Genomic DNA, 14,186 nt, shown 5'->3' on the forward strand with positions numbered 1-14,186 from the left:
CGGTGTTAGTTTTTATAGTTGTATTTCATCTCCTTCAATACTTTGCCATCCATATTAACCACTTTTTCAAGTCGGCCTGCCCCATCGTAAACATAACGTTCTCTGATTCCGGATGGCGGAGTAATGCTTCTTACTCCAATGAACGGATCGTAGCTGTATGTAGTAATTTTGTAATCGGGCAGACTATTTCTGAAATTATTAAATGCTGTCAACAAATCCGTTTCATCATTATTTGCAACGGCTAGGGCATCTGTATTAGAAGCATTTACAATTGAATCAATATATAATTGTTGGATATCTGTTAATTTTGCTCCTACAATTTTTGCAATAGGCTGGGTTTGGTTATAGCCCCATATGATCACTGTAGAAATACCGTCTTTTGTAGTGTATTGCTGAAGATTCCCTTGGGAGTCATATTTGTCATACGTAATATCCGTTGATGGAATATTCTGAAGATCATAAGATACTCCTGAACTTGGAAATAAATGAGAAGGATCATCATATTTGGTTTCTACACGAGATAGTGTTTTTCCATTGAAAGTCTCTTTTTTCTCTAATAGATATTTATAGATATTTTTATCCAATAATTTGTTCAATAACTTAGCTTGTGGATAAGAATAATAGGTTTCATATACTCCTCTTTCTGTAGTTTCTTTAGTATAATCTACATTGAAGTCAAGTTCGTTCACCTGCGTTTCTTTTGATGAAGTAACAAATCTGTTTTGAGGATAATAGAGGGTATTATCTATCTTATGGTTCTTTACAAATATGGTGTTAAGCGTTAAGTATCCAAAGTTTCCTTCTATAATAAATGGCTGAACAGGTAAAAGCGGAGTATTATATTCATGACTCTCTGAAGCCACAGGCTGGTTAGCTGAATCAAACATCTCTTTCTTTTTTAACAATCCGCTATTGTTAATATCTTCCATGTAATATAACTGACTGTTATTCATCAAAGGATTTATATCATCTATTCCGATAAAGGTATATTTAGTATATCCACCATCACGGTCAACTTCCTTTACATTTTTATAGATGATATTTCTATTAAATTCATACCCTCCATACATTGTTATAAAATCAGAACTTTTCTTAAAACCGGTAAATGGAGAAGGAACACCACTGGAACTGTTGATATCCGAAAACTTCTCATAATAATAGGTTTTAGAATTAGAAGCTTTTATTGAAGATTCCGAATCAAAAGTTTCTATACTTTTGATTCTTACCCCATATTTACTTATATAGCTTTGGGGATGCTCAGCTTCTGTTCTTTCTGCAACTGATAAGTGTCCAACACCAGTAGTGTTTCCTCCAATAGTAATAGTATGAGATCCCGCCAAGCCTACAGGCATATATATTCTTCCATACCCATCAGCAGTCTGCATTAATGGTAATCCATCTACAAGAAAAGTAATATTAGGAATTGCTTCAGGATCAAGCAAAGGACTCGGATCATAACCATACACTTGAAAGCAAAAGACAAGTTCTCTAAAGTCATCCTGGGGTTTCCCGGTAGTTGTTACATTAAAAGTGAAAGTGCCATTTATTTTTGTATCAAAGTCGAAAGAGGTAATAGGTTTAAAGTAATAAGATTCTTTCCCACTTATATATCCTGTTCCCCACAGCCAAGATGGCACTTCAAATTGATTGGATTCAAAATTATATTTAACATAGCCTTTAGTAGGCAAGATCATTTTTGACAGGCTTCCAATAGCAGAATATTTGGGATTATCTATCCACTCCCTTATGGGCTCAGGGTCAGTAGGACATACATCAAATCCAAAATTAGGAGATGGTCCATAATATCTGTCGGTTCCTGTGGTGTTATAAACAAATGAACGGGTTTCTGTTTCATTCCCCTGACTATCTTTTTTTATGATTTTGTCCAGTGTTCTCGTATTATAAGTAACCGTATTACCCAGCTCATATTTATAATAGGCAAAACCACCATATTCCAAATCGAGTTGCTGTATAATCCTGTTTTGCGTATCTTTTAATTCTACTTTTTTTATAAGATAACTATCAGCCAGATTTGTAGTATTAGACTTGTACCTGTTCTCTGGAAAATAATCGTATTCAAGATTGATCACTCCATAATCTTTAGAAGTAATTTTCTTTGGCTTATAATCAACCATAGCGAGTTGGTATTCTGAATAAGGATATTCTGCATACTCAATGTTAATAATTTCCTGATTCTGGGCATCCAGTACTTTTGTTAAGTAATATGCTCCTGTATAAACCTCATTATAATAATGATCGACTACCTTAACTATTTTGTTAAAAATATACTTATTCCCATATTCATCAGTGATTTTAAAATCTAAAATATCATAGAATTTATTGGGCGAATTGGTAAATTCTATTTTTTCTTTGGAGGTTCCTAAATTATGCACAGTAATAGTATTACCTATTTTTCTGAAAACAAATTTTCCGGAAATTCCAAATGCATTAAAATAGAAGATATCATCAAACTGGAATACATCCATGTTCATCTGAGGATTATTAGCAGCTCTTTCATCCATCGCTCCAATGGTTACTTTGGAAATAGCATTATTAATATTCATCAGACTCCATCCTAAACCAACATCTGAAGATTTTTGAAATCGGGCTGAATTTTTGACATGATAAGACATTCCCAAATTAATATTGACATTCTTATTTCTTGTGGGAAGACCAAAAACAGGTACATCTATTTTGGGAATACCTGTTGAAATATCAACAGGGGTATCCACATAAGTGGATAAATAAGAAAGAGTAGGTATAGGTTTGTCGAATTCTGTAGGACTTTGTGCTTTCAGGCATATACAAAATGCCAACAAAAGAAAAATAAAGTGTTTTCTCATGTGTATTATTTCTTAATTAATTTGGCATTCGCCGTTTTATTGTTATCCGTTTTTATGGTAACCAGATATGCTCCCTGAACCAAAGCCTGAGTATTAATCTTAGTTACTCTGTTCTTTGTTTTTATACTTTGAAGCTGTCTTCCGCTCATATCATATAGCAGAATATCAGCCTCCTTAAAATCAAAACCGATTTCTACATAAGCATAATCTGATACTGGGTTTGGATAGATTTTGATATCGTATTTTTCGATTAACTGATCAACCTGCTTATCTCCCAATTTCACAATCTTCCAGTTCTCTTTGCCCAATTCTTCTGCACTGGTTCCGGCTAAAACAATTGAACCATCTCTGTTCAGTTTTAAATCGGAAAGCCTTTCCTCTTTCTTTCTGGATTCTCCTTTGACATGTTTTCTCCACTGTTCATTGCCATTCTGATCAAGATACAGCATCCAAAAAGTTTCGTCATCGGTTTGTATTCTTCCCTCTGCCTGGGTGTAGCCTCCCAACAAAATTCCTTTGGAAGATTTATCATCTGCAGAATGAAGGACACTCATACTCATTAAAATGTCTCTGTTTTTGAAATTGTAGGATTTCTGCCATTGTTCATCGCCTCTTTCATTTAAAGAAATAAGCCAAAGATCTGTTCCTTCTTCAATGCCTACGGTTTTGTTTCCTGATCTTTCTGATCTTGATTCACCACCAATGATAAAACCATTTGATGTTAAAGCCAGGGTTCTGATATGATCATCTCCTTTCCCACCAAAGTTCTTTTCCCATTCTACTTTTCCGGTTTTGTCTAGCTTGACAATCCAGTAGTCGCCTTCACCAAAATTGTCGCTTTGTTTTGAGGTTGCAGATAACAGGTTGCGGGTTGCAGGTTTTTCAGACGGAGTATTACTATTGGTCGTTGATTGCTGATGAGTTGTTTTAACGGATCCGCTTCTCGAATACATTCCGAGTAATGCTCCACCATCTTTTGTGGGAATCATCTTCTCCACTTCGTCTAAACCTTTTCCGCCTAAAATCAGTTGGGATAATTCTTTTCCATCCTTATCCAGTCTCGTAATCAAGACATCTTTGGAACCGTAACCTTTTGCAGCATTTTGTATATTTCCGGCAACAAAAAATCCTAAATCGGTCGTTTGAATCACAGCTCTGGCTTCTTCATCGGAAGAACTTCCCAACGTTTTCTGCCATAGTTCATCTCCGAATTCATTGATTCTGATCAGCCAGATATCTGAGCCTCCTTTGGAATCCTCTTTTTTATCCAGTCCTTTTCCTGAATAGGAGGTTCCGGCTAAAAGAAAGCCACCATCCTGTGTGGTAACTGTGGCTGATAAATAATCATGGTTGGTTCCGGAGAAATATTTTTCCCAGACTTCATTTCCTTGCTGGTTGAGCTTAACCAAATGGAAATCGTAACCGTTGTTCTGTTTTTGGCTGCTTGCTGCTTGCTGTTGGCTCTTGGCCTGAATGCTGCTTCCGGTGATCAGATACTGCTGATCGATGGTTGTGGTGACCTGGCTGAGAAAATCCTGAGTAGAGGATTTGATGTCTTTCTGCCATACCACTTCCTGAGCAGAGATGCCCAAAACCGTGCATAAGGTGAATGCACTGAGATAGAATTTTTTCATTCCCGTGTTTTTTAAGTTAACATTGTTTGTAATGATAAAATCATGGTTAAAACCAATCCTTTTCTTAAATCATTTAGATATTTAAGAAAATAAAATACTGTTTATATGGTAAAAAATATTTTCAAAATTATTCAAAATACTATGCTGATCATGTGAAAAATATTGCATTTATGATGTACAATAAATCGACACGATCGTGTACACATTAAACTGATTTTGAATATTCAAAAAGTTGATGGAGATTATACACTGAATGGGTGTAAGTAAATAAAAATTTCATAGTTATCGTCTTTTTTAGCCATCACTGACCAGGTTATAAAACTTTGCAAATTTAACATTTTTTTAACATATTCAAACAAATATGAATGTGATATAATGCAAAAATATCTCTTCATAACGACAGAATGTGTCGCATTAAAAATAAAAAAAGGGCCAATCCTAAAAGAATTGACCCTAAAACATTAACTGTTTATTGATTGAATTATGATATTTTTATTTCCAGCCGCCGCCTAAACTTTTATAGATATCGACTACTGTACTAAGCTGTTTCTGTTTTGCTTCAATAAGCTCCATTTTAGCATCCAGCGCATCTCTCTGGTTCAAAAGAACTTCAAGATAGTCTGCTCTTGAATTACGGAACAATTGATTGGCAATATCAATAGATTGATCCAGCGCTTTGGTTTCCTGTGATTTCAATTGATAATACTGATCTATGTTTTTAACCTTTGACATGAGATTGGCAACATCCAGGTAAGCATTCAAAATCGTTTTATCGTATTCATATAATGCCTGGATCTGTTTTGCATCTGCAGTCTGGAAATTGGCTTTTATCGCGCTTTTGTTAATCAGCGGCCCTGCCAGTTCTCCCGCCAGATTATAAGCAATGGATTCCGGTAACTTAACAAGATAAGAGGGTTTGAAAGCCTCCAGCCCTAATGTTGCAGAAATTTCCAAAGAAGGATAAAATTCTTTTCTTGCCGCTTCCACATCCAGCTTTGAAGCCTTTAACTCCAGCTCTGCCTGCTTGATATCAGGACGGTTTGCCAGTAACTGCGATGGAATTCCGGTATATACTGTCGGAGGAATCGTAGACATAAAGTTTTCCTTTGTTCTCACGATTGGCTGTGGATATCTTCCCAACAAAGCATTGATTTCGTTTTCCTTCTCAGTGATTTGCTGGCGGATCGTATATTCTGCAGCCTTAGATTTTGCCAATTCTGCTTCAAATTTCTTTACAGCCAGCTCAGTTGCAGCAGCAGCTTCCTTCTGAATTTTAGAGATTTCTAATGCTCTTTGCTGAAGCTTGATATACTGCTGTATGATGTCCAATTGGTTATCAAGAGCCAACAATTCGTAATAATTGTCTGCCACTTCTTCAATAAGATTAGACAACACAAAGTTTTTACCTTCTACTGTAGAAAGATAATGGGCTACTGCAGATTCTTTTTCCGTTCTGAGTTTTTTCCAGATATCAATTTCCCAGCTTGCATTCAACCCTGCTTCAAAATTCCCCAGCGGATCCGGCATTTCCTTTCCGGGCTCTATTTCCGTAGTGGCATCACCGGCTCCTTCGCTCGTATAGCGGCCTGCTTTTTTCAGCCCTGCACCTATTCCTGCGGAAACAGTTGGAGTAAGTCTACCCTTTTTAGCTAAAACACCACTTTTGGCAATTTGAATCTCCTGAAGGGTGATGAGTAGTTCCTGATTATTTTTTAAAGCTGTTTCAATCAGGGTTACCAGGTTGGGGTCAGTAAAGAACTGTCTCCAGGGAGTCGTTCCGCTATTGTTGTTAGCATCCTGCTGTTCTTCCTGGTTAAAGTTCTGAGGAATATTTTCTTTTACCTCGTCTTTTATGACAGTCGCCATCGGCGCCTTACAACTTGCAAGAACAAGTGATAAGGCAATGGCTGTGATTATATTTTTAGTCTTCGAATTTTCCATCATGTTCATAAGGTTCAGTTTGTTCTGTTAAAGGATTCTCTTCTTCATATTTTGCCAGTCTGGATTTGTCTGCAATGGTTCCGAAGATGTAGTACAATCCTGGGATAATCATCAATCCGAAAATAGTTCCGATCAACATCCCTCCTGCTGCTGCAGTACCAATTGTTCTGTTACCAATTGCTCCCGGTCCTGTTGCAACTACCAATGGAATCAATCCGGCAACGAATGCAAATGATGTCATTAGAATCGGACGGAAACGAATAGCGGCTCCTTCAATAGCGGCTTTTGCTACAGGAATTCCTTCTTCGGCTTTCTTCTGTACGGCAAACTCTACAATCAACACGGCATTCTTACCTAAAAGTCCGATGAGCATGACCATAGCCACCTGTGCATAAATGTTATTCTCCAATCCTAAAAGTTTTAAACATAAGAATGCTCCGAAAATACCTACCGGAAGGGATAAAATTACCGGAAGCGGAAGGATGAAACTTTCATATTGTGCAGAAAGGATCAGATAAACGAATCCTAAACATACCAGGAAGATAAATACCGCTTCATTTCCACGGCTTACTTCATCTTTGGAAATACCCGCCCAGTCGATCCCGAAACCTCTTGGAAGGGTTTTATCCGCCACTTCCTGAATAGCCTTAATTGCCTGTCCACTACTGTATCCAGGTGCCGGAGTTCCACTCACCTCTGCAGAGTTATACATATTGTGTCTGGTAATCTCAGATAATCCATATACTTTTTCCAGTCTCATGAAGTCCGAGTAAGGAACCATCTGATCTTTATCATTTTTAACATACAGCTTCAGCAGATCTGTTGGTAAGGCACGATATTGTGGTCCTGCCTGAACAATTACCTTATACGGCCTGTCGAAACGGATAAAACTCGTCTCATAGTTGGACCCGATCAATGTGGATAAGTTATCCATCGCTTTTTCAATGGTCACTCCTTTTTGCTCAGCCAAATCATTATCAATCTTAAGCATATATTGCGGGAAACTCGCCGAATAGAATGTAAATGCAGATCCCAGTTCCGGACGCTTCTTAAGCTCCTTCACAAAGTCATTACTCACCTGCTCCATTTTATGATAATCTCCACTTCCTGCTTTATCCAGCAAACGAAGTTCAAAACCTCCTGCAGCTCCATATCCCGGAACGGAAGGCGGTTGGAAAAATTCAATATTGGCTCCCGGAATATTTTTGGCTTTTTCTTCCAGCTTTTCAATGATTTCTGCAGCAGATTCTTTACGTTCTTCCCAGCTTTTAAGGTTAATCAGACACGTTCCTGAATTGGATCCTGTCCCTTCGGTCAAAATCTCATATCCTGCAAGAGAAGAAACAGACTGTACACCGTCAATATCTTCAGATTCTCTCAGAAGTTCTTTGGCAATCTGATTGGTTCTTTCTAATGTAGATCCCGGTGGAGTCTGAATAATCGCATAGATCATCCCCTGATCCTCTGCCGGAATAAATCCTGTAGGCAAAGAGTTACTCAGGAAGAATGTACAGGCACAAAATGCTAACAATAACGGCAATGTTATTGTCTTTTTTGTCACTGTTTTATTCAGCATCTTCTCATATCTTCCTGCTCCTTTTGTAAATACGTTATTAAATTTATCAAGGAAAATAGTAACCGGAGTTTTCTTTTTGGCTTTTCCGTGGTTATTTCTTAAGATCAACGCACATAATGCCGGTGTCAATGTAAGTGCCACAACCCCTGACAGGATAATAGATGAAGCCATTGTGATAGAGAACTGACGGTAGAATACCCCTACCGGACCAGACATAAATGCAATCGGAATGAATACAGATGCCATTACCAGCGTAATTGCGATAATTGCTCCACTGATCTCATGCATTGCTTCTTCTGTCGCCTTTAATGGAGAAAGATGTTTTTCTTCCATCTTGGCGTGAACGGCTTCAATCACTACAATCGCGTCATCTACCACAACCCCGATCGCCATTACAAGGGCAAAGAGGGAAATCATATTCAGGGTAATGCCAAAGGCTGACATAACCGCAAATGTTCCTACCAATGAAACGGGAACAGCCAGCGCTGGAATCAAAGTTGAACGCCAGTCTCCAAGGAATAGGAATACCACGATAGCAACCAAAACGAAAGCCTCAAATAAAGTATGGATTACTTTTTCCATAGAAGCATCCAGGAATCTTGAAACGTCATAACTGATGTCGTAATGCATTCCTTTAGGGAAGTTATTCTTTTCAAGATCCTTCATCAATGCTTTTACATTTTTGATAACGTCACTTGCATTGGATCCATAAGATTGTTTTACGGTGATCGCTGCGGAAGGTTTTCCGTTCAATGTAGAATAAATATCATACATGGAACTTCCGAATTCTATATCGGCTACATCTTTTAATCTTACCGATTCTCCATCAGGTTTTGCTTTTAAAATGATGTTTCCGTAATCCTTTTCGTTGTTAAAACGACCCGAATATTTTAAGATGTATTCAAATGACTGAGAACGTTTTCCGGAGCTTTCTCCTGTTTTACCCGGAGATGCTTCCAAACTTTGCTCATTCAGAGATTCCATTACTTCATCAGCTGAAATATTATAAGCTGTTAATCTATCCGGTTTAAGCCAGATACGCATTGCATATTCACGGGTTCCCAGGATGTCGGCGAAACCAACACCTCCTACTCTTCTCAATTCAGACATTACGTTGATATCTGCATAGTTGAAAAGGAATTTCTGGTCAGCTTTAGGATCATCACTATACAAGTTAATGTACATCAACATGTTGGGTTCCTCACGGGTGATCTTTACCCCTTCACGCACCACAAGAGGCGGAAGTTTATTCACTACTGAGGATACACGGTTCTGAACATTTACTGCTGCTACGTTAGGGTCTGTCCCCAGATCAAATACAAGCTGAATGGAAGCTTCTCCATCATTTCCAGCATCTGAGGTCATATATTTCATACCCGGAACTCCATTTAATCCTCTTTCCAAAGGTATCACTACGGATTTAATCAACAATTCGTTGTTAGCTCCGGGATATTCTGCGGTAATATTTACTTTAGGTGGAGAAATGGATGGGAACTGAGTCACTGGAAGCTTTACCAATGACAGGATTCCCATAAATACAATAATCAATGAGATTACAATAGACAGAACTGGTCTGCGAATGAATTTTTTAAACATACTGCTTCATTTTAGAGACCACTACTCTGCTTTTAATTTCAATGACTGAAGAACTTTTTTAGGGTCCTGGAATTTTGTTTTCACCTTCTGATCATCCTTCACTTTTTGAACTCCCTCCAGAAGAATCTGATCTCCTTTTGATATTCCTGAACCTACAATATAAAGATCCGGAAGTTCATACGCTACTTTGATGTTTCGGGATTTTGCCACTCCATTTTTGTCAATGACAAATACATATTTCTGATCCTGAATTTCATAGGTAGCTTTTTGTGGGATAATCAAACCGTTATGAACAGGCATTGTCATCTGGATTTTTCCTGTTTCTCCATTTCTCAGAAGCTTATCTGGATTTGGGAATTTTGCTCTAAAAGCAATATTTCCTGTTTCGTTATCAAATTCTCCTTCGATAGTTTGAATTTCTCCTTTCTGCGAGTACATTTCTCCGTTTGCCGTGATCAAAGATACCTGGTTACTGCCTCTGTCTGCAGCGTGCGTCTGATAACTTAAATACTCAGGTTCAGAAACGTTGAAATATGTATAGATACTTGTGTTATCTGATAACGAAGTCAACAAATCCCCTTCATCTACAAGACTTCCCAGTTTCAAAGGAATTCTGTTGATAACCCCTGAGAACGGTGCTTTGATATCCGTAAAAGAAAGGTGGATCTGAGCGAGTTTCATTTCTGCATTGGCAGCGTCCAGTTTGGCTTTTGCCATTGCTTTTTCATTCTTGGAAACGATATTGTTTCCTGCCAGTGTACTTGCATTTTTAAGTTCGATAGAAGCTTGTTCTACCTCTGCTTTTGCTTTTAATAATTCTGCCTGATACAGCTTAGGCATAATTCGGAACAAGGTCTGTCCTGCCTGTACGTATTGTCCTTCATCTACAAAGATTTTCTCCAGGAAACCTTTTTCCTGAGCCCGCACTTCAATGTTTTTTACCGATTGAATCTGGGCTACGTATTCTTTGTTGATTACAGTATCCATTACTACAGGGGATGTCACCGGAAAGATGGTAACTTCTTCTTTTTCTTCTTTTTTCTTATTGCAGCCAACCGCCAACAGAAGGGCACTCAGCGCAATTCCCGAAGCAACTCTTTTTATCATAATTCTAGAGCTTATATAAATCGTTAATGTTTTGAATAGAAATAAAACGGTAATAAAAGGGGGTACGATGTAATGATTACCAACATATACAACGCAAAATATATCCACCTGGAATCAGGCAGAAAATGAATAGATCGATAAAATTTTAAATTCTGATAGAACGGATAAGAATAAATCTTTTGGCAGTAAGGCCAAAGACAAAACCGTGAATATCTGATTGGAATCGTTTGTAGCTCTTTAATCCAAAAATATAAACAAGACTAAAAACTCCTGCAAAAACAACAACAGCCTGCCATATATCAGACAGCTGGAAATCATTCTCGGCAAGTTCTAAAGTAGAATTATCTACATTGTCGGACATTTGTTGAACAGAAAGTTTTTCAAAAGTCTGATTCAAACGGTTAGCTTTTTTGGGTAAATGATGAGAAACATGACCGTTATAGTCATTTCGAAGAGTTTTAACGTCGAGTCTACTTTCTACTACAAAGAGCAGAAAAAGACCGGTTAAAAAGTATACTATAAAGTTTCTCATTTTGAAGTTGCAAATGTACACCCAGATTATGACATTATCATCATGGATTAACAAAATTTAACTATCCTTTAAAATACCTGAATATAAAAACCTGATAAATATTAAATATTTCCTTTATTCAAGCATAATCTGAACAATTCTGACATCTCATCTGTGCAAATTTTAGTTTTCAAAAACTAAGCCATTTTTGTCGATTTAAGGAAATTTTAATTTTAAATCTGTTGCGTTTTTGAACATTTTAAATGCAAAAAAGCCTCTATTGTAAAGCCCTTTTTTGATTGAATTAAAATAACTTAACCTAACTTTTATCATGATTTCATATAATTAATAGTAACTTATTGTTTGTCTCTCTTTTTTGAATTACTTTTGCCGAAAATTAACACAAAAACAAATGAAAAATGAAAAAAAATTACAATATCTCACTGAAAATAAGACGCTTAAAAACCCTGTATTAGCCTCTATTTCCTTGATTTTTCTACCCTAATTATTATTTCCCGTATCCTAAAAAATGATTCAAAAAACAGTGAGATAATTCCAATTTGATTTATATTTCCTGTTAGTTTATGAAAAATTAACACATATTTATTAAAAATATTTGTAAATTTATAAGGTATTAACACCACAATTCATGAAACACTTTAAAATCACTTATCACTATGAAAAAATTATTAACACCAATCCTTTTTGGATTGACCGTTCTTTCCCTAACAGCGTGTAAGCATCCCGGAAAAGAAGCTGAAACGATTGCCACTGCTGCACCCGAAAATACAGACAACATTTCCAAAGATGTGTATGTTGACAGCTATGGAGAAAAGATAGAAGTCACTATCAACAACACTAAAAATACAGCAACAATACATTTAAACGGTAAAACTTTTGATCTCAAAAAAAGTGATGCTTTGCCTGAGTATACTGCCTCCAATGAAGAGTATCAATACTCTGATATTAAAGGCAATATAACGTTCCTGAAAAAGAATGTAGATATGGTTCTGTTCCACCTTAAACAGGCAAAAAAAGAGTCTGGTCCTGCTAAAATGGCATCGTATTAGCATAAGGATTAGCATTCATCTAAAAAAATAAACATTATGAAAAGTTTATATTACTATTTATCAGCACTTATTCTCGCAGCTTTTTTAGTTGTTTCTTGTAAGACACAAAATGCAGAAAAAACAACTACTGATATTACAGGAAAAACTTGGAAACTTACAGAGCTTAACGGGAAACCCATTGAACTAAAGAATCCTAAAAATAATCCATATTTCAAGCTTGACATGAAAGAAATGAGATATCAAGGGAATGCAGGATGTAACGGATTGGGAGGAACTTTTGAAATCAAGCCTGATATCATGAGAATTAAATTCAATCAGGGAATGTCTACGATGATGGCTTGTGAAGATTTGGATATTGAAAACCAATTTACAAAAGCAATCCTTGCAGCAGATAACTATTCTGTAAACGGAAATACTCTTACTTTAAATAAGGCAAGAATGGCTCCTTTAGCCAAATTTGTTCTTCAATAATATGATTTCACTTAAATAAAAATACAAAGACGCCTCATTATAAGGCGTCTTTTTTTATGTTGTTTTATTAACTATTTTTTATTGTATTTTATATAACAGATTAAAAGGCTCATATTCACCAAAACGGCAAATGAGTTTGATAAAATAATAGGCAGTTCATCTTTTTCAAAACCATACCATACCCATAATGACAGTCCTGAAATAAGGACTAAAAGCATAAGTAAAGAAATATCTTCCACATTCTTTTCTCTGATCACTTTTACAAGCTGTGGGATCATAGAAACAGAAGTAAGAACTCCGGCAATGATACCTAATATATTTTCATTCATAGATTTACGCTTTGGAACTGTACACTAAGGTACACTATTTAAATCTGTTCAATGACACTTCTTCATGCAATGGAATATCTTCTTCTATAAAACGGAATAAATCTCTTGAAAAATAGCATCCATTGAGGATTCCACGAGCTCCAAGCCCATTAAAAACATACAGATTACTAAGTGTCTCGTGCCTGCCAATAATCGGTCTTCTGTCTTTTACCGTAGGACGGAAACCAAAGTGCACTTCTTCTACTTCAAAATCGTAGGGATAGAATTCAGAAAGTCCCTTTACCAATTGTGCAACCGCTGATTCATCGATATGATGATGAAGCTGCTCTCTGTCATAAGTTCCACCGTAAAAATAAAGCCCGGTTCCAGTTGGAAATAAAAAGTGTTTCTTTTTAATGGTTATATTTTCAGGAATCGGTTGGGAAAGTTTCACTTTTATATGATGCCCTTTATTGGGAACGACTGCTATTTCTGAAAAGTATGGATTGTCTTTCACTCCCATACCTTCGCAGAAAATAATATTTTTAAACGTAAAATCTTTGTAGGTCGATTCGGCAGGGTTCAATCTGGTATAATCAAATTTTTCTTTTACCAAATGATCATTTTTTTCAAAATAACTAAATAAACCACTGAAAAACCTATTAACTTTAAGCCTGGCAGATTGATTCACCTTTCCGGTCTGAAAATCGTTTTTTACTACCTCTAAACGATTAAAATTTTTGTCAAGAAAAGCAGATAATTCTTCATTTCCTGATTTTTTCAACCATAAGTTCTGCTCATTCTCATCATGAAAGATTCTGTGAATGGAAGCATTGATCAGATAATTTTCTCCTGTATAGGACTCTATTTCTTTAAGACTGTCCTTAAGAAAATCTATTTGTTCCTGTGCTTTCCAGAATGTTGTGAACTTCTTTAGAACAACAGGGTTGATAATTCCTGCTGAAACCTGGGAAGCACTTTTTCTTCCTTCAGAAAAGATCACAAAAGACTTTTTATTTTTAATGAGCTGATGAGCCAGAAAAAGCCCTGCATATCCGTCTCCTACAACAATATAATCTACATTTTTCATATGAGAAATTTCATTTATTTAAAGGTCATATGCAATCGC

At 36.5% G+C, this 14,186-nt stretch carries 10 protein-coding genes; 2 read left to right on the forward strand and 8 right to left on the reverse strand.

Features of this window, described 5'->3' with window-relative positions; all coding sequences use genetic code 11:
- Window positions 1–5: 5 nt before the first annotated feature.
- The 6 genes from AC07UM_RS20300 to AC07UM_RS20325 form a co-directional block, all read right to left on the reverse strand.
- On the reverse strand, window positions 6–2,843 hold the full coding sequence (locus AC07UM_RS20300) for a hypothetical protein (RefSeq protein WP_494684397.1): 2,838 nt from the start codon (window positions 2,841–2,843) through the stop codon (window positions 6–8).
- 5 nt (window positions 2,844–2,848) lie between these two features.
- Window positions 2,849–4,477 carry a T9SS type A sorting domain-containing protein gene (locus tag AC07UM_RS20305; RefSeq protein ID WP_494684398.1) on the reverse strand — a complete coding sequence of 543 codons (1,629 nt, stop codon included), beginning with the start codon at window positions 4,475–4,477 and terminating at the stop codon, window positions 2,849–2,851.
- Between the two features lie 492 nt (window positions 4,478–4,969).
- The gene (locus AC07UM_RS20310) at window positions 4,970–6,427 is read right to left on the reverse strand and encodes a TolC family protein (protein ID WP_494684399.1); all 1,458 of its coding nucleotides are present in this window, start codon (window positions 6,425–6,427) and stop codon (window positions 4,970–4,972) included.
- Entirely contained in the window at window positions 6,399–9,590 is a 3,192-nt protein-coding gene (locus tag AC07UM_RS20315; RefSeq protein WP_494684400.1) for an efflux RND transporter permease subunit, read from the reverse strand. Before AC07UM_RS20315 ends, AC07UM_RS20310 begins: the two co-directional genes overlap by 29 nt.
- Window positions 9,591–9,611: 21 nt before the next feature.
- Entirely contained in the window at window positions 9,612–10,694 is a 1,083-nt protein-coding gene (locus AC07UM_RS20320) for an efflux RND transporter periplasmic adaptor subunit (RefSeq protein ID WP_124530942.1), read from the reverse strand.
- Window positions 10,695–10,842: 148 nt separating this feature from the next.
- Window positions 10,843–11,229: a hypothetical protein gene (locus tag AC07UM_RS20325; protein WP_103232168.1), complete on the reverse strand. Its 387-nt coding sequence runs from the start codon at window positions 11,227–11,229 to the stop codon at window positions 10,843–10,845.
- 656 nt (window positions 11,230–11,885) lie between these two features.
- On the opposite strand from AC07UM_RS20325, the gene AC07UM_RS20330 reads away from it, so the two are divergent.
- Both AC07UM_RS20330 and AC07UM_RS20335 read left to right on the forward strand, forming a co-directional pair.
- On the forward strand, window positions 11,886–12,278 hold the full coding sequence (locus AC07UM_RS20330) for a multicopper oxidase domain-containing protein (RefSeq protein ID WP_494684401.1): 393 nt from the start codon (window positions 11,886–11,888) through the stop codon (window positions 12,276–12,278).
- A 36-nt stretch (window positions 12,279–12,314) separates the two neighbouring features.
- Window positions 12,315–12,749, forward strand: coding sequence for an META domain-containing protein (locus AC07UM_RS20335; RefSeq protein WP_494684402.1), 435 nt, complete (start codon window positions 12,315–12,317; stop codon window positions 12,747–12,749).
- A 71-nt stretch (window positions 12,750–12,820) separates the two neighbouring features.
- Here AC07UM_RS20335 and AC07UM_RS20340 read toward each other — a convergent pair whose 3' ends face one another.
- Both AC07UM_RS20340 and AC07UM_RS20345 read right to left on the reverse strand, forming a co-directional pair.
- On the reverse strand, window positions 12,821–13,078 hold the full coding sequence (locus AC07UM_RS20340; RefSeq protein WP_494684403.1) for a SemiSWEET transporter: 258 nt from the start codon (window positions 13,076–13,078) through the stop codon (window positions 12,821–12,823).
- Window positions 13,079–13,112: 34 nt separating this feature from the next.
- Window positions 13,113–14,147: an NAD(P)/FAD-dependent oxidoreductase gene (locus AC07UM_RS20345; RefSeq protein ID WP_494684404.1), complete on the reverse strand. Its 1,035-nt coding sequence runs from the start codon at window positions 14,145–14,147 to the stop codon at window positions 13,113–13,115.
- Window positions 14,148–14,186: the final 39 nt, after the last annotated feature.

The sequence above is a fragment of the Chryseobacterium sp. GW821-FHT04C04 genome (assembly GCF_059420365.1).

What these genes read in the sequence shown, in the direction of transcription:
- AC07UM_RS20330 (WP_494684401.1), top strand. Translation starts at nt 11,886, where the DNA reads ATGAAAAAATTATTAACACCAATCCTTTTTGGATTGACCGTTCTTTCC.
- AC07UM_RS20305 (WP_494684398.1), bottom strand. Translation starts at nt 4,477, where the DNA reads ATGAAAAAATTCTATCTCAGTGCATTCACCTTATGCACGGTTTTGGGC.
- AC07UM_RS20315 (WP_494684400.1), bottom strand. Translation starts at nt 9,590, where the DNA reads ATGTTTAAAAAATTCATTCGCAGACCAGTTCTGTCTATTGTAATCTCA.
- AC07UM_RS20335 (WP_494684402.1), top strand. Translation starts at nt 12,315, where the DNA reads ATGAAAAGTTTATATTACTATTTATCAGCACTTATTCTCGCAGCTTTT.
- AC07UM_RS20300 (WP_494684397.1), bottom strand. Translation starts at nt 2,843, where the DNA reads ATGAGAAAACACTTTATTTTTCTTTTGTTGGCATTTTGTATATGCCTG.
- AC07UM_RS20325 (WP_103232168.1), bottom strand. Translation starts at nt 11,229, where the DNA reads ATGAGAAACTTTATAGTATACTTTTTAACCGGTCTTTTTCTGCTCTTT.
- AC07UM_RS20340 (WP_494684403.1), bottom strand. Translation starts at nt 13,078, where the DNA reads ATGAATGAAAATATATTAGGTATCATTGCCGGAGTTCTTACTTCTGTT.
- AC07UM_RS20345 (WP_494684404.1), bottom strand. Translation starts at nt 14,147, where the DNA reads ATGAAAAATGTAGATTATATTGTTGTAGGAGACGGATATGCAGGGCTT.
- AC07UM_RS20310 (WP_494684399.1), bottom strand. Translation starts at nt 6,427, where the DNA reads ATGAACATGATGGAAAATTCGAAGACTAAAAATATAATCACAGCCATT.